The following is a 25059-nucleotide window of genomic DNA, read 5'->3' as shown; positions in this document are numbered from 1 at the left end:
ATCGCGCATATTTCTACCGACTTAACGCTCATTTATCTAGCTTATATAGTTTTAACAAATAACCTAAGGTATTACTATCACTAAGCTTTTATTGTTATTAAGTGATAAAGAACAGATTAATATGCGCGCTTGGCTCATTTTTCATGAATATATGAGCAAAGGGCTATTTAGCTAATTAATTAACGACGATTTTTTTTGCCAATCTCAATGCCCGGTTATCGCTCATACCTACATGCTAAGTTTAATCTAATAATTATGACTATAAACAAAACTTAGCACGTAAATTAAAGGTTATTGCTCATCGGCATCACGAATACGTTCTTTACGTTCTTGCTCTTCATCAAAGGCGGCTTGAATTTCGTCAAGTACTGAGTCTACATCTGCCGCTTCGCTGTCGTCTTCAAATTCGCCACTGAGTTTTGAGTGCGGGGTTAAGTTAGCATCTGCAAACAATGCCCACATTTCTTTGGCGTATTGCGTGTGTAATAACGCTGGTGCAAATTGGCCATAATAGCGGCGCATGTTATTTACATCACGGGCAAACATGGCTTCGGCGCTGTTATTGGCAGAGGCGTTAACCGCTTGAGGTAAATCAATAATTACCGGGCCGTTACTATCTACAAGTATATTAAATTCAGATAAGTCACCGTGAATAATCCCAGCGCACAGCATGAGTTTAATGTAGTGCATCATTAATGTATGTTGCTCAATGGCTTGTTGTTCGGTTAAATCAACCGCGCCAAGTTGTGGTGCAACATCGCCTTCATCATCACTTACAAGTTCCATTAACAAAACACCGTCAATGCAGCCGTAAGTTTGCGGTACGCGAACACCTGCTGAGGATAAACGCGACAGTGCGTCAACCTCGGCATTTTGCCAAATTTCTTCTTCTAATTGGCGGCCATAGCTTGAACGTTTACCCATAGCACGGGCTTGGCGGCCACCACGTACTTTTCGCCCTTCTTGATATTGCGCGGCTTTTTTAAAACTGCGCTTACTGGCCTCTTTGTACACTTTAGCGCAGCGAATGTCATCGCCACAGGCCACCACAAATACATCGGCCTCTTTACCGCTCATTAAACGGCTGATCACCTCATCAATAAAACCATCATCAACTAATGGCTGTAAGCGTTTAGGTATTTTCAAACGACACCTACTAAAAATACAGGGTTGGCTTTTTGTTTTGCTATGTGGTTCAAACGAGGCATACCTTTGGGGATTGAAGAAAGTTATAAATTATTAGTAAACTTTAAAGTTACATTTAATGACTAAATTACGCAGCTAGAATAAGCGACTACAGCTAAAAAGCCAACCGCCTTTTTTGCTTTTTAAACATTATTGAACAAGAGCCGAGATAAAACCAAAAAACGAGCACGGTTTAGCGTACTCGTTTACTTTATATTATTAAAAAGTGTTTAGAACTGCCACACTAAAGACGCCCAATAGCGACGGCCATCTTCAACATAACCGTACTCTTGCTCTGTGATCTCTTTATCAAGCAAGTTGTAAATTCCAGCACCAAGTTTAACGCTGTCACTTAGCTGATAATTAGCACCTAAATTGGCAATGGTATAATCAGGGGCAATTAAACTACTTTGTGAAGGCCCTGTGGTAGGCTGGCTTTCTTCTCCACGATATTGCACACGTAACCATCCGCCTAACTTATCTGTTGGACGCCAATTTAAAGACGTTTGTAAACTATGTTTTGGTAGCTGATTAAGTGGGCTCCCTTTATATTCACCGGTTTTTTGCTCTGAGTCGGTGTAGGTATAACTGGCACTCACATCAATTTCAGTTGAAATATCGTAATCTACTGATAGCTCAATACCTTGGGTTATGGCTTCATCCACATTAATGTACGTAGTTGGCATGGAGCCAAACTGATTTGGGCCATCTGTGCACTGCGTTAATGGGCAAGCTATACGGGTTATTTTGTCATCAAATTCATTATAAAAAACGGTTGTCGATATGCTTAAATCTCGCCCAGAATCATAGTAAACACCCATTTCATAGTTAACTGATTGCTCAGGCTTTAAGTCAGGGTTACCATAAATATTCCCGCCACGACTCACTTGTCCCCATTGCGCGGTAGATTGGCGAATATTTGGCGCACGGAAACCGGTTGATATGCCGCCTTTAATGGTGATCGCTTTAGATGCGCTATAAACACCATACAAACGTGGGCTCCAGTGACCTGCAAAGTTGCCATCATGATCGTAACGTAGGCCTGCGGTAAGCTTAAAGTCATCCGTAGCTGGCCACTCGTTTTCACCAAAAACTGACCATTGCTCGTTTTCTACATGGGTTAAGTCGCTAATTTTATTGCTTGTATAGTCATCCAATGACTCTTTTAAATAGGTCGCACCAAACGTAGAGTTATGATTGCTATAAAGCGGTAAACTCCATGTCGTTTGAATGTCGGTATTTTCGACAAACATTTCACGTGAGTTATTATCAAACTTATCGTACTTAATGTAACTACGCGACGAGCCAAAGTCGTAAAAACCATTATGCGACATAGAGTATGTTTGTTGCTCATACTCGGTAGTTGCTGATTCAGGGCAGCCACGTCGACCACAGTTTTCACCTGGCGCAAGCGGGGCAACTGTTTTGCCGAGAGTTTCATCTAATGTTTGTTTTGCTGAGCCAAGTTCAAACATTAATTCGTGACTATCATTAGGTGTTAATGTGAACTTGGCTTTAACATTACTTTGCTCTTTTCCTCGAAATCCTGCAGTAAACTCATCTTCATTTCGCTTTGAAAACTGCCCATACAATTGCACGCCCAATAGATCTGGAATAATGCCTCCAGAAGTGAAAAAGCTGGCTTGGTTTATATCACCTGACTGACTTTGCTCTTGAATGGTGCTGTCTAAACGCAGTTCACCGAACCACTGCTCTGGCGCTTTACGGGTAATAATATTGATGACACCACCAATAGCATCAGAGCCATACAACGACGACATAGGGCCACGTATTACTTCAATACGTTCAATCGCTGAAATTGGCGGCGTCCAAGCACCTTCTACGCCTGGGCCATCACTATTAGGTCGTGTTTCTCTTGAGCTTTGGCGTTGTCCATCAATAAGAATAAGCGTGTATTGGCTAGCCATACCACGCAAGCTAATATCTTTTCTGTCGCCTCCGCCGGTCACTATTACACCCGGAATATCAGCCATTGCGTCGGTTAAGTCACGATAAAAGCGTTTTTCTAGCTGCGCTCTGTCGATAACACTAATGCTTGCGGGCGCCTCTTTGAGCATTTGTTCGTAGCCAGAAGCAGTGACAACCATTACTTCCATATCTTGTTTTTTTTCATCAGCAAAAGCAGGGTTAGCAATTGCAAAAGTACTTAAAATAAATGCAGTTACCGGCCTTAACTTACAACTTACCGTGTTCATGATATTTCTCCGTGACATTTAGCGTGCAAATGATAATAATTAGCGTTTGCGATAATAGTGAGAAGTTCCCTTTCTCACAACGTTATTTTTATTAAAGCTAATTTAAGTAAGGCTTAACGGTATGAGTGATAAGTTAACTAAAACCCTGAATATATTTGTTCGCACAGTACAAACGGGAAGTATGAGTAAAGCTGCCGCTGACCTTTTAATGACAACCTCTGCAATTAGCCAGCAAATAAAACAAATAGAGCAAGATGTAGGTTTGAGTTTATTTAATCGAAGCCCTCGAGAATTAACGCTTACCGAGGCGGGTGAACTGTATTATCAAAGTTGTTTACAAATGCTTGCCGTTGCAACAGCTACATCAGAACAATTACAGCATTTACAAAATTGCCCGAGTGGGCAATTAAAACTAGCAGCCCCTGTCGGTTTTGGAGGTGGGTTACTAAGCGAGCCTGTAAAGCATTTAATTAGCCAATTTAATGATATAGATGTGCACTTAACGCTTTCTGACGAACCCATTGATATGATCAGAACAGGTATAGATTTAGTGCTGGCGATTGGCCCTCTCGAAGACTCAAACTTAATTGCACGCCAGCTCGCTAGTTGGCCATTAATACTGTGTGTTCATAAAAATCATGTACTAGCACAGCAACCAAAAATCACACTGGATGACCTAAAAGCGCATAACCGCATTGCGCATATAGCTGTTGATCCGGCGCTTACGCACCTTACTCGCGGCGTAAATACAACACTACAAAAAGCGCGTATTACCATTAATAATATGCAAACTGTGATTCAATTTGTTCTCGATGAGTTAGGCTATGCTATTTTGCCTGAGCCTGAAGTACGCAATTTCTTAGCTACAGGAGAACTTTTAGAAATATGCACTGACTGGCAGCTTCCCCATTACGATGTATTTGCTCTAACGCCTGCACGCGACACGTTAGCAGCAAAAACAAAAGCTGCAATTAAAGCACTTAACGCATCATTTTCAGCTATTTAAATAACCTAAGTTCAGGTTAAGGCTTGTTTATAGTTAACTAATTGCAAGCCAAACTCCTACTAGCACCATTAAACTTCCCGCAATACGGTTCATCCACTTAATGTTATTGCCTTTGGTTAAAAATAACCGCAGGCTTTTACCACCTGTTGCGTAAATCATCATACAGATAAACTCTGAGAGTAAAATAATGGCCACCAGCACCGCTAATTGCGGCGCAACACTGTATTGTACGTTAATAAAAGGAGGTAATAAGGAAATCATAAACGCCCATCCTTTTGGATTGGCAATGGCGGTTACAAACCCCTGTGAAAATAATGAATATCGGCTCACGGCTGTTGTGTTATGCGTATCAACCGACATTTTTCCTTTTGCACGCCACATATTAATGCCAATGTAGATTAAATAAGCGCCACCTAGCCATTTTAAAATATCAAATGCACTGGGGTAATTAAGCATAACACTGGCTACACCAAGCACCGCGGCTACCGCAACTGTTGCTACACCGAGGAGTTCACCTATCATCATCCATAAAGTTCGTCGCACGCCAATACTCATGCCTAAGGTCATGGCCAGTGTCATACACATACCGGGTGTAATTGATACAAAAAAGAAGGTAGGAATAAATACCGCAAGTGCAGCTACATCAATCATTTAAAGCTCGCAATAGATTAAAAAATAGTGTTAATTATGAATGAAAGGGTAAAGGAAAAATAGCTTCCGATAAATTAGAAGTAACAGCGTCGAGACTCGGGCTAAGGGCAACGAGCTTAGCCCGAGTTAGCAGCGCAGTATTTCGCGCTGCCGCACCTCGAAACCCGAACCTCGAGCTCGAAACTCTTAGCAAATTAATTTGCGTTTACGTCTACAACCGCTTCAGTTGTTTCAGTATCTGCTTCTTTATCTGTAAACAGATACTTATCAAGCCATTGCTCTTGCTCCCACAGTACATGTAATAAGCTTTTACGGGCACGGTAGCCATGAGCTTCGTAAGGAAGCATCACTAAACGCGCTTCTTTACCCAAGCCTTTAAGCGCTGCGTACATACGCTCACTTTGCATTGGGAAAGTGCCCGAATTAGGGTCCTCTTGACCGTGGATCATTAACATAGGTTCGTTAATTTTTTCAGCATGGAAAAACGGCGACATGTTTGCGTACACACTTTGTGCTTGCCAAAAATCACGTTCTTCACCCTGAAAACCAAACGGCGTCAATGTGCGGTTATACGCACCACTGCGGGCAATACCTGCCTTAAATAAATCGCTATGTGCTAATAAATTAGCCACCATAAACGCACCGTAAGAGTGCCCTGCAATAGCAATGTTATCTTTATCGGCAATGCCCTTTTCAACCAGTACATCAACCGCTGCTTTAGCGCTAGAAACCAGCTGTTTTCTAAAGTGATCATTTGGCTCACTACCATCAACGCCTACAATCGGCATTTTAGGATCGTCAAACACCGCAATCCCTTTCGCAAGATAAGGCATAGGGCCCCAGTAACCTATGTAGGTAAATTCGTATTCTGATTCACGCACTTGTGATGCAACTGCTTTATCTTTATATTCAAGTGGATATGCCCACATCAATACCGGTAATGGCCCTTGTGTTTTGTCATACCCTGGTGGTAAATAAAGCGTACCTGAAAGCTCAACACCGTCATCACGGGTATAACGTAGTTGCTCTTTGGTTACGCCTTTAAATGCAGGGTAAGGGTGCTCAAACTGAGTAAGCTGTGTTAGCGAGCCTTTATCTAAATCGCGAATGAAAAAGTTTGGCTGCTGCGTTTTAGACTCACGAATAGTAATGAATTTTGTGCCTTCATCGTCTAACAATGCACGCACACGCTCGTAATAAGGCGCTGCTGATTGCCATAAACGTTTGGTGCTATTCGTTTTAACATCGTACTGATCTAAAAAAGGAATGTTTCCTTGCTCAGACGCGCCATCGCCACGTAAGTAGATGTAACGTCCGCCAACAACTTTTATTACGCTAACACCTAAATCGTTACGCTCGTAAATTGCACTCCCTGGATCTTTATAGGCATCGTTATAACTGCGCTCTGAAAATAACACGCGGTTACTATCGGCATTACGTGGTTGAATTACATAAGTGCGCACTTGTCGGTCACTAAAACGCCAATCACTTAGCATAGCAATATTATCATTACCCCATTGTATGCCAGCAAAACGACGCTCTACTTTGGCAAATAATTTAGGGTCGCGTTTAAATGGCGCTCGTAAACTGTAAAGGTAGTCATGATATTCAACCTCAGTTTTCATATCACCGCCATCTTGCGCCTCGGCCCATATGACTTCAGCACCTTGATCGGCTCGCCACTCAAAATCACGACGACCAGTACGCACACTGTCGTAGCCTTGTGGAATGTTGTCGGCAAGAGGTTGCTTTGCCAGCTCTACTAATGCATAGCCACGCATTCCCCATATTTGCCATGTAGTTGCAAAACGACTGTAAGGGACTTGATACGAAAATGGCTCGTCGATGGTCGCGACTAAAATATTGGTTGAATCAGGCGAAATTGAAAACGATTTAAATAAACCGGCACGGCCAATCGGCTGTGCTTTGCCATCAAGCGTGATATACGCTAATTGACCTTGACCATAAAATTTAAATTGTGCTTCATCAAACGGGCTGGTCAATAAGTTTTGATAAGTCCTTGCTGGGGCTTTTTCGCCAGTACTTTGTTGAATAACCGGCACTGTGCTTTGGGTATCATTGGTTAATCTTGGTTTGGCTAAGTTTACCGCTAAATTAGCCACAATCGCCGTGCTATCGGGTAACCACTGATAAGGTGTAGCAGTTAGTACAGAATTAAGTGCAAGCTCACTTAACTGCTGTGCTTGTTTGGCTTTAACGTTATAAACCCAAAGCCGTGCGTTATCCGGTTGTTCAACCACAAACGCTAAATATTCACTATTTGCTGACCAACGCGGCGAGCGAATAATCCCCTGAGGCAAATTATTAACGTTTATTACTGTTCCACTTTGAACATGCTTGAGCTCTAACGCGCTGTACTTTGCACTTACCCGTGAGCGTGAAAAGTTAGCCGGATTAAGCTTAATTCCCGCAAGCTTAAATTCTTCTTTTGCCAGCTCATCAAGCGACACAACACGCTTGCGTTCAAACAGAGCAAGCCACTGACCATCATTCGATAAAGAGCTAGTTGGTGCTAACTTAGCATCTACGAGTGCAGCAAGCGCCGGTGAAGGGGTTTGATATCCTTGCTCTGCATAACTTGCAGGCAATAAAACAATGCAGCCTACCAAGGCAATAAATAGCCTAAAAGCATTCATGTTTTCATCCTTTTTTATTGTTAAATATTACCCGCTATATAAACACGTTTTACCTTGTTCATAAAGTGTTAAGCAAGGATAAAATCAGCTAAATGATGCTTAAGTAAGGCGAATAAGTTAAACTATGCGACTATTTACTTATCGCTACTGCGTTTTCGTTATGTGCTTTGGCTTAATAAAACGCAGCGTATTTACACTGCTGAAAAAGCACGCAAATAAACTAGGGTCTATTGACCTTTGCGGATTATAATTTGTTCAAACTAGCGGCGGTTTAATCGCGGCGCGAGGTTTGTAACCTAGTGGGCTAAGTAAAAACCGAGCAACAAAGAGTAAATCGCCCCTAGGCAGAACCCTTCGGGCAGCGCCTATTTGGTATTGATGCTGCGTTATCGCCTATTTGTGGGGAACAACCACACCACATAGGCTCTGCCTTGCCTAAATACCAAACAGACTGCTGCAAATTTAACCTTGAAAGGTCAACAGACCCTAATAATAAGAGATCTAGCCAATGAAAAAAGTGCTGGTAATTGGCTATGTATGGCCAGAGCCCAATTCGTCTGCTGCGGGTACGCACATGATGTCGTTACTTAATGCGTTTAAATCGCAAAACTGGAATGTTGAATTTGCTACGCCTGCACAACCTACCGAGCACATGGTAAATCTGAACGATTACGGCATCACCAGTCAAAGCATCGCACTTAACTGCGATAGTTTTGATGATTACGTTAAAGCCTACAACCCAGATATTGTTATGTTCGACCGTTTTATGATGGAAGAACAATTTGGCTGGCGTGTAGATAAGCATTGTCCTAATGCACTTAAAATTTTGGATACCGAAGATTTACAATGCCTGCGTAATGCACGCCATGAGGCGCATAAAGGCGAGCGTGAATTCAACCACAGTGATTTACTATCAGACATAGCTAAACGTGAAATAGCCGCTATTTTACGCTGCGATCTTAGCTTAATTATCTCAAGCTATGAGATGGAACTACTCAATGAAGTGTTTAAAGTTGAGCCTAGCGTGTTACATCACTTACCATTTATGGTTGATTTAAGTGCCTTACCTGAGCAAACTAAATCGTATGAACAACGCCAACACTTTATGACCATTGGCAACTTCCGACATGCTCCAAACTGGGATGCGGTACTCTATTTACAAAAAATTTGGCCGCTTATCCGCAAACAACTACCGCAGGCAGAGTTGCATATTTATGGTTCCTACCCACCGCCAAAAGCCACCGCGCTTAATAATCCTAAAACCGGCTTTTTAATTAAAGGTTGGGCCGATGATGCGTATGAGGTAATGCAAAGTGCGCGTATTTGCTTAGCTCCTTTGCGTTTTGGGGCGGGTATTAAAGGTAAACTTTTAGAGGCCATGATCATGCAAACCCCAAGCGTCACCACGCCAATAGGTAGCGAAGGTATGCATAACCATTTACCATGGCCAGGTGTGGTAACAGCAGATGCGCAAGCTTTTGCAGATGCCGCAGTCTCTTTATACAACAACGAGGCTAAATTTAGCGAAGCGCAAGCCGCTGGCAACCTTCTACTTAATACTCTGTATGACAAAGTGCAGTTAAGTGCTCACTTAATTGAAAAAATCGACTCAATAAGCAGTAATTTAGATGCTCACCGGATGAAAAATTTCACGGGTCAAATGCTCAAACACCATACCATGCGCAGTACACAATATATGTCGCAATGGATAGCAGAAAAAAATAAAAAATAACTTTAAAAATCACTAGACAGGCGGCGATTTGTGTTTAAAATCGCCGCAAATAAACTTGGGCAATTTTAGCATTATTGCCTATATTTTTAGCTTAGTTATTTAATAGTTGGTTCAAAACAAATTTGAAAACCGCAACGTTTACTGAAAAACGCAAATTTATCGTTAAATTGGGCAAAATGCTCCATAAATACGGTACCCCTGCCTATCGCTTAGAAGCCCACTTAATGGAAGTGGCGACTTATTTAGATCTTAAATCTTCGTTTGTTATGTCGCCCACGTCGGTTACCTTTGTTATTTGGACCGATGGCCATGAAGATGAATATACCCATGTTGCCCGCGTTGACCCAGGCGATCACGATTTAGGTTCACTTGCCGATACCGACGATTTAGTTAATAAAATGCTCAATGGCGAGCTCACGTTGCAAGAAGTTGATCAGCAACTTGATATCATTTTTGATGCCCCAAACCCTTATAACAGAGTGCTGACAGGTGTTGCTTTTGCTACCTCTGGCGGCGCATTTGCCATGCTCATGGGCACCAGTTGGAATGACGTTCTGTGGTCTGGGTTATTAACCTTTATTGTATACTTATTTGTATTGTGGTCGGCCCGTTCGAAACGTGTGGCTCACATGCTTGAGCCATTAGTAGCAATAGTGTCGGCTATTCTTGCTTGTGCTATTAGCGTTCATTTAGATGCACACATCAACATTCGATTAATTGTACTCTCTGCCATTATTGTGTTTATACCCGGTTTAGCCCTTGCACTTGGCCTTGCTGAACTTGCAGCCAGACACTTAGTATCGGGCACAGCACGCGTTATGGACTCGTTTATGTTGCTGTTTAAGCTTTATTTTGGGGCTTTTATTGGTCTTGCTATTGGCTTTGCGGTCTTTGGGCAAGCCGATTTCGTACAACCTGAGCCGCTACCAAAGTGGACTGCATGGCTCGCTATTTTACTTTTGTGTAGTAGCTTAATCGTTATCTTTAGAACAAAGCTTAAACATGCAATGTGGTCTATTGCCTCAGGCTTTATAGCTTATGGCACTAGTATTGGGCCTGCTATTTATTTAGATTTAAATTACACGTTAGGGACCTTTATTGGTGCCTTTTCTGTTGGTGTGTTTAGTAATTTATTTAACCGGGTTGCTAATGCCCCGGCCTCAATTGTAGCTATGCAGGGATTAATTGTATTAGTGCCTGGGAGCAAAACGTATATTGGTTTAAACTCACTCATTGAAGGCCAAGACTTTGTTTATGCAGATCATATTGGTCAGCAAACGTTTTTAATTTTCATGTCGCTCGTGGCCGGACTTATTTTTGCAAACGTGGCGCTTCCTCCTAAAAAGAGTCTATAGATTTATGCGCGGTTTTAAGCCGCGCTTTTGCATAACTACAACATTAAACCTCCTCTTTTGAGGATTAATCGCATTTTTTAGTATATTGAGAACACCTTGCTATAATGGCTGAAATCTAATAAAGCAAAGGAAATAACAATGCTAAAAACTAGCTTAGCGATAGCAATTGGGCTCTCAAGCTCACTTGCATTTGCGCAATCAGCAATTACTGTTGAAGACATTCCAAAAGTAAAATCGGTAATACAAACAACCGTTAGCCCCGATGGCGACAGTGTTGCATTTACCCGTTCATTACCTCGCACGCTTTACGTTGATGAAAATGGTAGTAATTACAGTGAACTTTATGTTGTGGATGATAAAGGCGTTGAACGTCCTTTTATTACCGGCTCGGTTAACATTAAAAGCATAGAATGGTCAAACGACAGTAAAACAATTTACTTTTTAGCGAAATTAAAAGACGATAAATTTACCTCGCTTTACCAAATACCTGTTGATGGCGGCCAAGCACAACCTGTTCTTGCTTTAAAAGACACATCAATTTCAAGCTACAAATTAAGCCCAGACAACAAACAGGTGGCTATTTTAGCGATGCCTGCAGCAGACAAGTCAGAAAAAGAACTTGAAAAACTTGGCTTTAAAGCTGAAGTATATGAAATGGGCTTAAAGAACAAGCAGCTTTTTATTGTTGACTTAGCTAAAGCGGATAAACCACTTACCCCCACCGCACTCAACGTTGATAATTACGTGAGTGATGTTAACTGGGCTGCTAATGGTGAAAAGCTACTGGTTAAAACTCAACCTACCGCATTGATTGATGATAAATACACAAAATCTATGTGGCATTTGTTTGATATTGCTAGCAATAAAGTAATCTTATCGTTTAAAACTGAAGGCAAGCTAGGTGATGCAGAGCTGTCGCATGATGGTAAATACATTGCTATTTTAGGTGCAGAAGATAAGCACGACCCTGCAACAGGCCGCTTATTTATTGCTGACACTAAAACCGCTGAAATCACTGAGTGGTTACCTGACTTTATGGGGCACGTTGTTGATTTTGAATGGTCGCATAAGCGTAATACACTTAACTTTATTGCCAATGTAGGCACGCAAAGTTTTGTAGCGAGCATTAAAACGGGCTCTAATAAATACAAAAAATTAGTCAAAGAAGGTGAATTTATTGCCTCACAATTGAGTGTTTCAGATTCAGATAAAACACTCGCACTTCGTGGTAATACCGCAAAACACCCTAACGAAGTGTTTATTGTGCGCAGCAATAAAGCAACACGTTTAACCGATTCAAATAGCTGGTTAAATGATAAACGCTTTGCAAAGCAAGAAACCATTACCCTTAAAGCACGCGACGGTGTTGAGCTTGATGGTGTGCTTGTTTACCCATTAAATTATGAAAAAGGCACACGCTACCCACTGATTATGTCGGTACACGGTGGCCCTGAAAGCCATGATAAAGACGGCTGGGTCACTAACTACTCACGCCCTGGTCAAATGGGTGCAGCACGTGGCTATGCGGTGTTTTATCCTAACTACCGAGGCTCTACAGGAAAAGGAGTAGATTACTCAAAATTAGGCCAAAACGATTACGCAGGTAAAGAGTTTGACGATTTAGTTGATTTTAAAAATCACCTTGTTGATATGGGTTTAGTAGACACTAAACGTGTTGGTATCACTGGGGGGTCGTACGGTGGTTATGCATCGGCGTGGGGCGCAACAAAACTAACCAAACACTTTGCTGCAAGCGTTATGTTTGTGGGTGTCACCAACCAACTGTCTAAATTTGGTACTACTGATATTTCTAACGAAATGAACCTAGTTCATGCGCGTTCATACCCATGGGATAAATGGCAGTGGTACTTAGAGCGCAGCCCTATTTACTGGGCAGGCCAATCTGAAACACCTCTGCTTATTATGCACGGTAAAGACGATCCTCGCGTTCACCCTGCACAATCTATGGAGCTTTACCGCTACATGAAAGTGCAAGGTAAGGATGTACGTCTTGTTTACTACCCAGGTGAAGGTCATGGTAACCGTAAAGTGGCAGCGCAATACGACTACAGCTTGCGTTTAATGCGCTGGATGGACAACTATTTAATGGAAGGCAAAAAAGAGATGCCTGCGTTTGAAATTGACCATGCTGCTAAGTTAAAAGAAGTTAAAGACGCGAATAAATAAGCACTTATAAACGCGTTTAATTTTAAAAGGCCAACATAAAAATGTTGGCCTTTTTTATAGGTCTAAATTGGCGAGCACGCATCCTTAGTGACATAGCACAGCTTATGTTAAACTCTCGGAAATTATTTTGTTAACTGCTAATTTTACTGCCATGTCAAACCCTGCTAGCTGCTTTACCGTTTTTGATGAAAACGTCGATTCCCTTGCTCTGCCTGAGCAGTTTACATTTCCATTTTATTATAAACCGCACCCTTTGGCCGTTGTCGCTGCACAGCAATTACAACAGCAATTAAAAAAGCTAGATAAGGCTATTTTAGATACGGATGATATTGATGCGGGTAAAATGTTTGGTGTGCTAGTCGTTCAAAATCAGGCGCAACAACTGGGGTTTATTAGCGCGTATTCGGGGCAAATAGCGGGCATAGATGAGCAACTGAATTTTGCACCTAATGTGGCACTTAAACACATAGACGATGCTGTATTTAGTCAGCAAAGCCAAATCATTAACGCCATTAATGCGCAAATTACGGCATTAGAAAACAGTGAAGATTATCAAGCCCTTGAGCAGCAATTAGCTACAGCACGTAAAAATTATGAACAGCAACTTGTAGCCAAACAACAAGCCATGCAAGTGACCCGCAAACAGCGAAAAGAGCAACGCCAAACTGGCCAAGAGCAACTCAATGCCGATGACTTTGAACAACTTAAAACAACCTTAGCTGGGCAGAGTATTGTTGAGAAAAAACAACTGCAGGCATTAAAGCAAGACTGGCAAACGCAAATTACAGCGCTTGAGCAAACCCAAGCAGCTATGCTGGGTGAAATTAACGGATTAAAAAAGCGCCGCAAAACACTCTCAAAAAACCTACAAAAGAAATTATTTGCTCAATACCAATTTTTAAATGCACACGGTGAAGTGACCGATCTGAATGCTATTTTTGCCAAACTTCCTGAGCACACGCCACCTTCGGGAGCGGGGGATTGCGCCGCCCCTAAATTATTACAATATGCATATAAGCACCATTTAAAACCAGTGGCTATGGCCGAATTTTGGTGGGGTGCACCGCCTAAATCAGCAATTAGGCATCACTTACATTATTACCCATCGTGTTATAGCAAATGCCAACCCATTTTAGGTCATATGCTAAAAGGCTTAAATGTTGAAGAAAACCCATTACTAACAAACCCTGCAAAAGGAAAAAACTTAACTATTGTTTATCAAGACGATGATTTACTGGTAATAAACAAACCCGCTGAATTTTTATCGGTGCCAGGGATTAATATTGATGACTCAGTGTACATGCGTATTAAAACTCAGTTCCCCGCGGCTTCTGGCCCACTTATTGTGCACCGGTTAGATATGTCGACCTCAGGGCTGTTAATTATTGCGCTTAATAAGCGCGCGCATAAAGCGCTGCAAAAACAGTTTATTGAACGCACAATTGAAAAGCGTTACGTTGCTTTAGTGGCGGGCAATATTACTGAGAATAGCGGAGTGATTAACTTACCTCTTGTGCTCGACTTTGATGATAAACCACGCCAAATGGTGTGTTATAAAACCGGTAAACCGTCGTTAACAACATGGCATGTACTGGAGCGCAAAAACAACACCACCCGACTGCAGTTATACCCTAAAACAGGGCGCACACATCAGCTACGGGTGCATTGCGCACATCAATTAGGTTTAAATACCCCGATAGTTGGCGATACTCATTATGGTGCAGAGGCAGAGCGCTTACATTTACATGCCGAGTATTTAGCCTTCACCCACCCTATTTCTCATCAACGTTTAGAATTTGAAGTAGCCGCTGATTTTTAAATCAGCGATACTAAAACTCCCCTCTGTTTTAAAAGCCTTGTCATTTTTTATATTGCAAAGTCGGTAACCTTTACCGTTACAATATAGAAAAATTTACCTGCATTATGCAAAGCTTCTACTTATAAACAATAAATAGCTATATATTTCAATGCATTAAAAGTTGGCATTAGCTTTGCTTTTATAAAAACAAGTATTTATTACAGTCCTCTTTATTTGATTAAAAGCGCCAATAAGCGCTTTTGATGACACACAGTAAATGGGTAACTAACCGTTTACTGTGTACAACAGAACTTCCTACACTCCCTGTGTACTTTATTGGTTATAGGCTAACGCTTATAACCATTTTTTTTTGCCTTTATTATTTAATCGTAAATTTTACGTCTTGATCGCGTAATAAATAAAGCGCAAAACACGCAGCCCACATCGGCCACGCCGCAAAAAACAGTAAATTATTAAAGCCATCAATATATTGATTATATGAAGAAAGCGTAGATAAACCATGCATTATAAAAATAGCACCGTAAGTAATACGTTTTTTAATACCGACCAAAAATGCTATCACTAGCAATAATTGCAGTGCACCTAAAATATAAGCAATAGTATCGGTAGAGCCACTGATCCCATAAAAGTGTTCAAAAATACGGGCGCTATGCCCCGGATTTACAAATTTATCTAGCGTCCACTAGGGCCTGTTGACCTTTGCAGATTTAAATTTGTTCAAGCTAGGGGCGATTTAATCGCGGCGCGAGGTTTGTAGCCTAGTGGACTAAGTAAAAACCGAGCAACAAAGAGTAAATCGCCCCTAGGCAGAACCCTTCGAGCAGGGTCTGTTTGGCATTTATGCTGCGTTATCGCCTATTTATGGGGAATAACCACACTACATAGGCTCTGCCTTGCCTAAAAGCCAAACATACAGCTGCAAATTAAACCTCGAAAGATAAACAGGCCCTTTACATCACTATAAACACCCCACACCGAAGCGATAATAAAGACCACTGCAAACGATTTTGTACATCAGTATTCATTGAACCTGTCATAAAATTTCCTTAAAAAAGATATAAATAAACTAATAAGCAATAAAGACCGTACAAACTCCCTTTTATTTCATAATAATTGTAAATAGCTGTTAAGCTTGTTTAATAAATCGATTAACAAAGCAGCTATTTTTAATATTTTAATAAATAACAATATTGTTAAATTGCTGAAAGTTATTTTTAAGCCTTTCGGTCTTTTATAACCATCAACATACAATTACAGAGAGAAAACGTTTGAAATATTCATCCTTGGCCGTATCTATAGCCGCTTTATTAAATACACCCGCTATTGCTTTTGCTACAACAAAGCCTGTAACAGAAAATGCCATAGAGCGTATTGAAGTAGCGGGCCAAAGTTTAAATTCTCAAGGACTTTCTGTTAAAGATGCAACCATAAATGGCCCCTTTGGCGATAATTTAGCACTGCAAGATATAGCACGTTCAGTCACGCCTATTTCAAAAGAGCTAATAGAACAACTTAACATTACCACCTTGCAAGATGTACTTGCTGTGAGCCCTAATACGTATGCCGCCAGTGGCTTTGGTGCACCAAGCTTACCCACTATTCGTGGCCAATTAGGTGAGCTTTTTCAAGATGGAACTCGTCGCCAAGCAGGTAATAACGGCTTTGGTGTGCCGTTATCATTTAACGCGGTAGAACAAATAGATGTAGTTAAAGGCGCTCCTCCAGTATTGTTTGGTTCAAGCCAGCGCAATGGTGGTTTTGTAAATTTACACTCTAAGCAAGCCTCCACTGAAGAACACAAAGGTAAAGCGAAGCTCTCTGCGGGTCGTTGGGATCAATACACCGCTCAGCTTGATTACACCGCACCGATTGTAAAAGACAAAATTGGTTTTCGTGTGAGTTATGAACACCTTGATCATGGAAGCTACTACGATTACTCAGGGACTAAAAGTGACAGTCTTTTTGCAGCACTGCGAGTATTGCCTGATGATAAAAGCAGCTGGGATATTAACTTTGAGCTATATCAGGTTGAGTTTACCGACAACGCCGGTATTAACCGCCCTACTCAAGCACTCATCGACCATGGTCTTTACATTACCGGCCAAGGCGTTCAAGCAAACGGCAGCACAGTACCCGCAGCGGGTTCAATTGTATCTCCTACAGGGTTAGTTAACATTGATCGCAGCACCGTACTTACCGACCCTGATAACCAAAACGAAGCCACTACTTACCTACTACACAGTATTTATAAGCGCGAGCTTTCAGATAAAGCGTCGCTTAAAAATATTAGTTATTTTCAGCACTTAAAACGTGATGAAGTGGCTCAAAACAGTTTTGTTGAAATTATAGATGGTGCCGATACCGCACAAAACCGCACTGAACTAACGTATCAATGGAATAATGAACAGCAGACTATCTTAGCCTTTGATGTGCGCTACAACAAAGTACTTGGATACAGCCAATTTACCACCGAGGCCGACACGCCAATTGATTTAACGGGTCCACTTTCAAACCGTCGTATTCCATTAACCGATGCGCAAAAAGCACGCTTAGTTGAGCTGCGCCCCGGTGTATTTGTATCTCCAGGTGGTCAATACGATATAAACGGTGATGGCAGTGGTGATTTTAACTTATCAGACACCACCGACTCGCGTTCTTGGCAAACTGGCTTTGCTATACAACAAGACTCACAGTGGACAAATAAACTGCGTACCAGTGTGGGTTACCGCCTTGATTATTATGATGTAGAAGCACACGATCCCATAGCGCCACAAGGACAAACAGCAGCCAGTGATAGCATTAACGACACGCTGCAATCTGGCCAAATCAGTTTTAATTACAAGCTCAATACTGATTTTACAAGTTACGGCGCAGCAAGTTACAACGAAGCGACTTCAAATAGTATGGCCGGTGGTAACACCTTAGGTGGTGACAACACGATTAGTGCGCAAAACTTTGCAACCGAAAACACGCTGGTAGAATTTGGCTTAAAATATGCGCCTACCAACAGCGATTGGTATGCTGATGGCGCCCTATTTAGCCAGCGCCGTAGTTTACGCAACCGCGATGGCAGCAATACCGGTATTCGTACCTCAGGTTTTGAAGGCCAAGTATTTTACGACGCTTACCCATATTGGTTAAGTGCAGGTTATAGCTATATTGACGCACGCTACGATAACTCTGCGACTGGCCAAGACTCGGCGCAAATTGCTGATGCGTTTGATAACTCACGCCCAGATATTATTGCCGGTAATGGTATAGGCGCGCCAAGTTATACAGCGTTTGCCCCTTCAAATAGCCAAGTACAAGGTATTCCTGAGCAATCGTTAAGCGTTAATGGTAGTTATTCAATTAATGAGAAATGGCAGGCAGGTTTTTCAGCTTTATATACAAAGAGTTACCCGCTAGATTTTTTACAAACAGTGAAAATTCGTGACCAATACACGTTAAACGTCAATACCAGCTACGCGTTTACGCCTAGCACTAAGTTGCGATTAGATGTGAACAACGTCACAAATCAAGATAACTGGCGTCCAGTGTTTGAAGGCGGCTATTTTGGCGCAACATTAGCATTCCCTGAATTACCAATAAACGCCAAGCTTACCCTAACGCATAACTTTTAAGCCCAAGAGATAATATGATTAAAAAACTATTGTTATTATTGATTGCAGCAGCCGGTATTGGCATGTTCTTTCATTTTAATTTGCACCAGTTACTTACACTCGATGGCTTAAAAGGGTCGATGGATCAGTTTAACCAATACAAAGCGCAATCGCCGTTGTTAGTTATTGGCGGGTTCTTTTTACTCTATGTGGTAGTAACGGCTCTCTCTTTACCCGGCGCAGCTATTTTAACATTGGCCGCAGGCGCATTATTTGGCTTAGTAGAAGGCTTACTGGTGGCGTCGTTTGCCTCAACGATTGGTGCTACCCTTGCCTTTTTAGTGTCACGCTATTTATTACGCGACACCATTAAAAAACGGTTTCCTGAGCGTTTAGCTGCTATAGATAAAGGCGTAGATAAAGAAGGCGCTTTTTACCTTTTTACTTTGCGTTTAGTACCGGTATTTCCGTTCTTTTTAATTAACCTATTAATGGGCTTAACCGCTATTAAGTCGTGGACTTTTTATTGGGTGAGCCAAATTGGTATGTTGGCAGGCACCTTTGTATTTGTGAATGCCGGTACTCAACTTGCACAAATTGAGCGTTTATCGGGCATTTTGTCACTAGATTTAATTCTGTCATTTGCTCTATTAGGTGTATTCCCACTGATTGCGAAAGCGATTTTAAATGTATTTAAAAAACAACGGGTTTATAAAAACTACACTAAGCCCAAAAAATTCGACCGTAACATGATTGTTATTGGCGCGGGTGCAGGCGGCTTAGTTACCAGCTATATTGCCGCCGCAGTAAAAGCCAAAGTCACCTTAATTGAAGCCGGCGAAATGGGTGGTGACTGCTTAAACACTGGCTGTGTGCCTAGTAAAGCGATTATTAAAAGTGCAAAAATAGCACAGCAAATGCGCCATGGCGAAAACTATGGCCTTGAAAACACTACACCGCAGTTTTCCTTTAAAAAAGTAATGGCACGTGTACATCAAGTCATTGCTGATATAGCCCCGCACGACAGCATAGAGCGCTACACAAATTTAGGTGTGGAGGTTTTAAAAGGCTATGGAAAATTGATTGACCCGTGGACAGTGGAAATTAAACTTAACGATGGCAGCACGCAAACTCTTACCGCTCGCACACTTGTTATTGCCACCGGTGCACGCCCGTTTATACCGCCACTGCCAGGTATTGAAGAAACCGGTTACGTTACCAGCGATACTTTATGGAGCAAATTTGCCGAGCTCGACGAAGCGCCCAAAAAACTGGTTGTTTTAGGTGGGGGCCCGATTGGTTGTGAGCTTGCACAAAGCTTTGCTCGTTTAGGCTCAAGTGTGACGCAAGTTGAAATGACTCAGCGCGTTATGATCAAAGAAGATGTTGAAGTGTCAGCTTTTGCACACCAATCATTGGCCGATAGTGGCGTTAATATTTTAACCTCACACCAAGCGCTGCGCTGTGAAGCACGCGAGGGTAAAAAGTACCTCGTGGTGAAACACAACGACACCGAAATTGATATTGAATATGATGAGCTACTGTGTGCCGTTGGCCGAAGCGCACACCTCAAAGGCTATGGCCTTGAAGAGCTTGGTATAGAAACTAATCGCACCATAGTAACTAACGACTACCTAGAAACACTCTACCCTAATATTTTTGCCGCAGGCGATATTGTAGGCCCGTACCAGTTTACTCACGTTGCGGCTCATCAGGGGTGGTACGCGGCGGTTAATGGCTTATTTGGCCACTTTAAAAAGTTTAAAGTAGATTACCGTGTTATTCCATGGACCACGTTCATTGATCCAGAAGTCGCGCGCGTAGGCCTAAACGAGCAAGAAGCGATTGATAAAGGCATAGACTATGAAATCACCCGCTTTGAGTTTGAAGAGTTAGACCGCGCCATTACTGAGAGCGCCAATAATGGCTTTATTAAGGTGATCACTCCTAAAGGAAAAGACAAAATACTCGGAGTTACTGTGGTTTCTGGGCATGCAGGCGATTTAATTGCTGAATTTGTTTTAGCCATGAAACACGGCCTTGGCCTTAATAAAATTCTAGGCACAATTCACAGCTACCCAACATGGGCAGAAGGCAACAAATATGCCGCTGGTGAATGGAAACGTAACCATGCTCCACAAACTATTTTAAACATGCTTGAAAAATACCATGCATGGCGCCGAGGTTAAGCCTTTGTATACGTTATTGAAGTTTTTAGTTTTAAGTGCACTACTGGTCACGGCGTTTAAAAGTAGTGCACAAAACCTGCACGATAGTTGGAACACGCTATTAACTAAACATGTTGTCGTTATTAATCATGGGCACAGCACTGAGGTTGATTACGCTGCAATTAAACACGAGCATACCCAATTAAAAGCATATTTAAATACGTTAACAGCCATCACACCAGGTGAATTTAACACGTGGGGTAAACACAAACAGTTGGCGTTTTTAATTAATGCCTATAATGCCTTTACCGTTGAACTAATATTAACGCAGTACCCTAATATTGAATCAATCAAAGAGTTAGGTAGCTTTTTTAGTTCACCGTGGAGTAAAGAGTTTATTTCGCTGCTAGGTAAAACACGCAGCCTTGATGATATAGAGCATGAGTTAATTCGTGGTAGTGGTAAATACAACGACCCGCGTATTCACTTTGCAGTAAACTGCGCCAGCATTGGTTGCCCTGCACTTCGTGAAGAAGCCTACTCGGCAGATAAACTAGAAGAGCAATTACACCAGCAAACTGTTCGTTTTTTGTCAGACAACACCCGCAACATGGCAACAGGCAATACTTTAAATGTATCACCTATTTTTAAATGGTACGGCGGTGATTTTGAACAAGGCTTTAAAGGAGCAAACACATTTCACCCGTTTTTAGCACAATACGCTGATGCATTAAAACTGCTACCCGCTCAACAAGAAGCGCTGCAAAATAATGACATGAAAATTAAATTTTTAGATTACAACTGGGATTTAAATGCACGTCGTTAAGCCAATACAAATACTCAGCCGATATTGTTTTTTGAGTATTGCTTTGTGCATTGTTTTAATTGCTAGCTTTAAAACCATGGCAGCCTCTTTTTCTGATACTCGCTGGCAAACTATCCAAAGCCAAGGTAAAAACCAACCCGTTTATTTTTATGCGTGGGGCGGCGATCCGCAAATAAATGCTTACATTCAATGGGTGGCTGAGCAGGTCAAAGCGCAATATGATATTGAATTAGTGCATGTAAAATTAAGCGATACCAGCGAAGCAGTAAGCCGGGTATTAGCAGAAAAATCAGCAAATAATCACGCTCAAGGCAGTGTCGATTTAATTTGGATCAATGGCGCTAACTTTGCCGCTATGAGTAAGCATGACTTGCTGCTTAAAGACTGGGCCCAGACGCTGCCAAATTTTGCATTAACCGATCCTAATAATAACCCCGCGGTAAACTTTGATTTTGGTTTGCCTACAAACGGGATGGAAGCGCCTTGGGGGCAAGCGTCGCTCACTTTTTATTACGACAGCCTAGCAATAGATGGCAGCACAACGAATCAATTACCCACCAGCCTACATCAGTTATTAACTTGGAGCGCGCAAAACCCTGGGCGTTTTAGTTACCCAAAGCCGCCTGATTTTTTAGGCATGAGCTTTTTAAAATACGCTTTAGTGGTACTACATAACAACAGCGATGATGAATTAAAAGCACAGCTAAACCAGCCAGCTACAGATAAAAACACCACTGAGGTGCTCAACCCTTTGTGGGTATTTTTAAATAAATTACACCCTACGCTTTGGCGCAGCGGCAAACATTTTATGCAAAGTGGCGCACAAATGCGCCGTTTAATTGACGATACTGAGCTTAGTATCGGGTTTACCTTTTCAGCGCCAGAAGTGCCCGCTGCAGTACAACGCTTTGATTTACCCACCAGCACCCGCAGTTATGCTATGCATGATGGCAGTTTAAGTAACACCCATTTTGTAGCAATACCGTATAATGCAAGCCATGCACAAGGCGCACAGTTAGTCGCTAATTTTTTATTAAGCCCTCAAGCGCAAGCTCATAAACAAAAGCCCACTATTTGGGGCGATAAAACCGTGTTGATCCAATCAATGCTTAATACCCAACAACAAGCCTTATTTAAAACCACACAACCGCACCCAAGTGCGCTGCCCTTTAATAGCATAAAACGCACACTCAGTGAGCCTCACCCAAGTTGGGTTAATGCCATAATGCAAGGTTGGCAAACGCGCTATGGGGTAAGTCAATGAATAAAGTACCCGCTTCAAATAGCCTATTTACCTTTTTGGTCAAAATAAGTCCTTACTGTTTGGTCGCATTGCTTACTTTACCCGTTTTAGGGGGGGTAATCGGCGTGCTTTTACCTGCCTTTGGTTGGGCGCCGGCACTCAATGAAACAAATATTGGCTTAGCAGGGTTTAACGCATTGTGGCAAACGCCTGGATTGACACACATGGTAGGGCTGAGCATACGAACAGGGCTTATTAGTACCTTGATCGCGTTTATGCTTATGATTATTATGCTTGGCGCGTTTTTTAATAGTGCGTGGCTTAAACGCATTGAATATATTTTAAGTCCAATATTGGTTATTCCGCATGCCGCTGCGGCGATTGCAGTGAGTTTTTTAATTGCCCCATCGGGTTTATTTACTCGTTTAGTTTCTCCATGGTTAACTGGCTGGCAATTAGCGCCAGAAGGCGCGTTACCTTACGACGCTTTTGGCTGGAGCATTATTATTGGGCTTGTGCTTAAAGAGTTACCTTTTTTACTACTGATTGCATTGGGTGTTTTGGCGCAACTCGAACTTGGCAAAAAGCTACGCAAGCAGCATCAAATTGCGGTTAATTTAGGTTATTACCCTATGGTGGCGTTTTTTAAAGTGGTGCTACCCAGTTTATACCCACTGTTACGTTTACCTATTTTTGCAGTACTTGCTTATGCCAGCGCCAGCGTTGAAATGCCACTCATTCTTGGCCCAAATACCCCTCCCACTTTAGCCGTTGCTATAATGCACTGGTTTAACGATGTAGATTTAAACCTGCGAATAAAAGCCTCGGCGGGTGCCCTGTTACAATTAGCGGTCACTGTTGGACTACTCTTAACGTGGCTATTGCTTGAAAAAATCATCGCTCTAGTTTTTAAGCAATCACTTATTAATGGCCGTCGCCAGTATGCACATCAATTGATCTGCACATTTACTCATGTTTTCACGAGTCTAATTTTAATTTTTATTGTTGCTGCGCTAATTGGGTTAGTGATGTGGTCAATAGCGGGCTATTGGCGTTTTCCTGATGCTGTGCCCTCAAGCGTGGTATTTCTGCATTTTCAACATGCATTTACACAAATACATACTCCCTTGTTTAATACCTTAATAATAGGGGGAATAAGTACGCTGTTTGCTATCACTATGGTATTGCTGTGCTTAGAAGCCGAGCAGTTAAACACGAAACCCATGTCGAAATGGACACAGTTAATTATTTATCTTCCTTTATTAGTGCCCAGTATTGCGTTTTTATTTGGTATTGTGTGGTTACAACAACTGCTCAATAGCCAGCATGCCTTTTTTAATGTGATATTTGTGCACGTTTTATTTGTTTTACCGTATGTTTTTTTATCTATTGCCGATAGTTACAGGCGTTTAGACCCTCGATTAGCGCGCGTTGCCGCAAGCTTGGGGGCAAGTCCCTGTAAGGTGTTTTTACAGGTTAAATTGCCACAACTATTCGCCCCTATTTTAATCGCGATAGCGCTTGGACTGGCGATTAGTTTTGGCCAGTATTTATCTACACTTTTAGCCAGTGGCGGGCGTATAAGTACCATTACCACCGAAGCCGTAACCCTTGCTAATGGCGCAAGCAGACGCACCAGTGCAGTTTACGCCATTTTTCAAATGGCGTTGCCGCTAATTGGTTTTGGTGTGGCATGGGTGTTACCTAAATACTTTTTTAAAGCGCGCGCTTAACTATAAAACCATTAAGGCTATTTAATGCAGTCATCATTACACATCAAAGATTGTCAGCTTTATCGTCAAGGCGAGCTGTTACTAAGCTTAAACGAGCAAGTAAATGGCGGCGAAATACTCACCATTATGGGTCCATCGGGCAGTGGCAAGTCAAGCTTATTAAATTGGCTTACAGGCTGTTTGCCCAAAGACTTTAGGGCACAAGGTAAAGTATGGCTAAATGATCAAAATATAGATAACACACCCCCGCATTTACGCCATATTGGGGTGCTCTACCAAGACGCTTTATTGTTTTCGCATTTAACAGTGGCAGGAAATATTGCCTTTGCTATGCCCAAAGGCAATAAAAAGCAGCGTCTTGAAAAAATAGACCACGCCCTAGAACAAGTTGGCTTAACAGGGTTGGCAGCCCGCCATCCCGACAGCCTATCTGGTGGACAGCAAGCGCGTGTTGCACTGCTACGCATGTTGCTCAGCGAACCTAAAGCTATTTTACTCGACGAGCCTTTTAGTAAACTCGACACCCAATTGCGTGTTGATACCCGCGAACTGGTGTTTAGTCAAATACGCGAGCATAAATTGCCTACCATTATGGTTACGCACGACCACAGTGACGCGGAGGCAACAGCTGGCAAAGTGATTACTTTAGGCACTAATGCTTAAAACCTGACTCATATTC

At 42.0% G+C, this 25059-nt stretch carries 15 protein-coding genes and 1 pseudogene; 11 read left to right on the top strand and 5 right to left on the bottom strand.

Going from position 1 to position 25059, the window contains the following annotated elements; translation table 11 throughout:
• Positions 1-291: 291 nt before the first annotated feature.
• Both ACTRWE_RS01830 and ACTRWE_RS01825 read right to left on the bottom strand, forming a co-directional pair.
• Positions 292-1146: a PA4780 family RIO1-like protein kinase gene (locus tag ACTRWE_RS01830; protein WP_250653970.1), complete on the bottom strand. Its 855-nt coding sequence runs from the start codon at positions 1144-1146 to the stop codon at positions 292-294.
• Between the two features lie 269 nt (positions 1147-1415).
• Positions 1416-3401, bottom strand: a complete 1986-nt coding sequence (locus ACTRWE_RS01825; RefSeq protein ID WP_462879404.1) for a ligand-gated channel protein — start codon at positions 3399-3401, stop codon at positions 1416-1418.
• A gap of 121 nt (positions 3402-3522) precedes the next feature.
• Here ACTRWE_RS01825 and ACTRWE_RS01820 point away from each other — a divergent pair, with 121 nt between their 5' ends.
• A complete protein-coding gene (locus ACTRWE_RS01820) occupies positions 3523-4407 on the top strand; it encodes a LysR family transcriptional regulator (RefSeq protein ID WP_248532553.1) in 885 nt (294 codons plus the stop codon).
• A 33-nt stretch (positions 4408-4440) separates the two neighbouring features.
• Here ACTRWE_RS01820 and ACTRWE_RS01815 read toward each other — a convergent pair whose 3' ends face one another.
• Together ACTRWE_RS01815 and ACTRWE_RS01810 are read right to left on the bottom strand one after the other, a co-directional pair.
• Positions 4441-5058 (bottom strand): LysE family translocator, encoded by a 618-nt coding sequence (locus tag ACTRWE_RS01815; protein WP_033103267.1) that lies wholly within the window; start codon positions 5056-5058, stop codon positions 4441-4443.
• A 194-nt stretch (positions 5059-5252) separates the two neighbouring features.
• Positions 5253-7715, bottom strand: a complete 2463-nt coding sequence (locus ACTRWE_RS01810) for a S9 family peptidase (RefSeq protein ID WP_462879403.1) — start codon at positions 7713-7715, stop codon at positions 5253-5255.
• Between the two features lie 508 nt (positions 7716-8223).
• Here ACTRWE_RS01810 and ACTRWE_RS01805 point away from each other — a divergent pair.
• The 4 genes from ACTRWE_RS01805 (at position 8224) to ACTRWE_RS01790 (ending at position 14808) form a co-directional block, all read left to right on the top strand.
• Positions 8224-9447: a glycosyltransferase gene (locus ACTRWE_RS01805; protein WP_462879402.1), complete on the top strand. Its 1224-nt coding sequence runs from the start codon at positions 8224-8226 to the stop codon at positions 9445-9447.
• A gap of 122 nt (positions 9448-9569) precedes the next feature.
• The gene (locus tag ACTRWE_RS01800; RefSeq protein WP_138562871.1) at positions 9570-10802 is read left to right on the top strand and encodes a threonine/serine exporter family protein; all 1233 of its coding nucleotides are present in this window, start codon (positions 9570-9572) and stop codon (positions 10800-10802) included.
• Positions 10803-10940: 138 nt separating this feature from the next.
• Complete coding sequence (locus ACTRWE_RS01795; protein WP_335674481.1) at positions 10941-12989, top strand: S9 family peptidase; 2049 nt, start codon at positions 10941-10943, stop codon at positions 12987-12989.
• 151 nt (positions 12990-13140) lie between these two features.
• Positions 13141-14808: a pseudouridine synthase gene (locus tag ACTRWE_RS01790; protein ID WP_462879408.1), complete on the top strand. Its 1668-nt coding sequence runs from the start codon at positions 13141-13143 to the stop codon at positions 14806-14808.
• A gap of 358 nt (positions 14809-15166) precedes the next feature.
• On the opposite strand, the pseudogene ACTRWE_RS01785 reads toward ACTRWE_RS01790, so the two are convergent.
• Positions 15167-15490 (bottom strand): annotated as a pseudogene (locus ACTRWE_RS01785) (hypothetical protein); the annotation flags it as partial.
• Positions 15491-16076: 586 nt separating this feature from the next.
• Here ACTRWE_RS01785 and ACTRWE_RS01780 point away from each other — a divergent pair.
• The 6 genes from ACTRWE_RS01780 to ACTRWE_RS01755 are packed head-to-tail and all read left to right on the top strand — an operon-like array spanning position 16077 to position 25043.
• Positions 16077-18431, top strand: coding sequence for a TonB-dependent receptor (locus ACTRWE_RS01780; RefSeq protein WP_013463035.1), 2355 nt, complete (start codon positions 16077-16079; stop codon positions 18429-18431).
• Positions 18432-18445: 14 nt separating this feature from the next.
• Positions 18446-20599 (top strand): FAD-dependent oxidoreductase, encoded by a 2154-nt coding sequence (locus tag ACTRWE_RS01775; protein ID WP_462879401.1) that lies wholly within the window; start codon positions 18446-18448, stop codon positions 20597-20599.
• Positions 20580-21404 carry a DUF547 domain-containing protein gene (locus ACTRWE_RS01770; RefSeq protein ID WP_462879400.1) on the top strand — a complete coding sequence of 275 codons (825 nt, stop codon included), beginning with the start codon at positions 20580-20582 and terminating at the stop codon, positions 21402-21404. Before ACTRWE_RS01775 ends, ACTRWE_RS01770 begins: the two co-directional genes overlap by 20 nt.
• Positions 21391-22668, top strand: coding sequence for an ABC transporter substrate-binding protein (locus ACTRWE_RS01765; RefSeq protein WP_462879399.1), 1278 nt, complete (start codon positions 21391-21393; stop codon positions 22666-22668). Before ACTRWE_RS01770 ends, ACTRWE_RS01765 begins: the two co-directional genes overlap by 14 nt.
• The gene (locus tag ACTRWE_RS01760; RefSeq protein ID WP_462879398.1) at positions 22665-24380 is read left to right on the top strand and encodes an ABC transporter permease; all 1716 of its coding nucleotides are present in this window, start codon (positions 22665-22667) and stop codon (positions 24378-24380) included. The genes ACTRWE_RS01765 and ACTRWE_RS01760 overlap by 4 nt, the downstream gene beginning before the upstream one ends.
• A 24-nt stretch (positions 24381-24404) precedes the next feature.
• Positions 24405-25043, top strand: coding sequence for an ATP-binding cassette domain-containing protein (locus tag ACTRWE_RS01755; protein ID WP_462879397.1), 639 nt, complete (start codon positions 24405-24407; stop codon positions 25041-25043).
• Positions 25044-25059: the final 16 nt, after the last annotated feature.

The organism is Pseudoalteromonas sp. G5_S1_54_S4 (assembly GCF_054968565.1).
The sequence above is the reverse complement of the archived record's forward strand: the minus strand, read 5'-3'. Positions and strand labels throughout refer to the sequence as shown.

Excerpts from the sequence above, each read along its gene's own strand:
- ACTRWE_RS01795 (WP_335674481.1), top strand. The coding sequence starts at position 10,941 with ATGCTAAAAACTAGCTTAGCGATAGCAATTGGGCTCTCAAGCTCACTT.
- ACTRWE_RS01805 (WP_462879402.1), top strand. The coding sequence starts at position 8,224 with ATGAAAAAAGTGCTGGTAATTGGCTATGTATGGCCAGAGCCCAATTCG.
- ACTRWE_RS01815 (WP_033103267.1), bottom strand. The coding sequence starts at position 5,058 with ATGATTGATGTAGCTGCACTTGCGGTATTTATTCCTACCTTCTTTTTT.
- ACTRWE_RS01760 (WP_462879398.1), top strand. The coding sequence starts at position 22,665 with ATGAATAAAGTACCCGCTTCAAATAGCCTATTTACCTTTTTGGTCAAA.
- ACTRWE_RS01755 (WP_462879397.1), top strand. The coding sequence starts at position 24,405 with ATGCAGTCATCATTACACATCAAAGATTGTCAGCTTTATCGTCAAGGC.
- ACTRWE_RS01770 (WP_462879400.1), top strand. The coding sequence starts at position 20,580 with ATGCATGGCGCCGAGGTTAAGCCTTTGTATACGTTATTGAAGTTTTTA.
- ACTRWE_RS01765 (WP_462879399.1), top strand. The coding sequence starts at position 21,391 with ATGCACGTCGTTAAGCCAATACAAATACTCAGCCGATATTGTTTTTTG.
- ACTRWE_RS01820 (WP_248532553.1), top strand. The coding sequence starts at position 3,523 with ATGAGTGATAAGTTAACTAAAACCCTGAATATATTTGTTCGCACAGTA.
- ACTRWE_RS01825 (WP_462879404.1), bottom strand. The coding sequence starts at position 3,401 with ATGAACACGGTAAGTTGTAAGTTAAGGCCGGTAACTGCATTTATTTTA.
- ACTRWE_RS01775 (WP_462879401.1), top strand. The coding sequence starts at position 18,446 with ATGATTAAAAAACTATTGTTATTATTGATTGCAGCAGCCGGTATTGGC.
- ACTRWE_RS01810 (WP_462879403.1), bottom strand. The coding sequence starts at position 7,715 with ATGAATGCTTTTAGGCTATTTATTGCCTTGGTAGGCTGCATTGTTTTA.
- ACTRWE_RS01790 (WP_462879408.1), top strand. The coding sequence starts at position 13,141 with ATGTCAAACCCTGCTAGCTGCTTTACCGTTTTTGATGAAAACGTCGAT.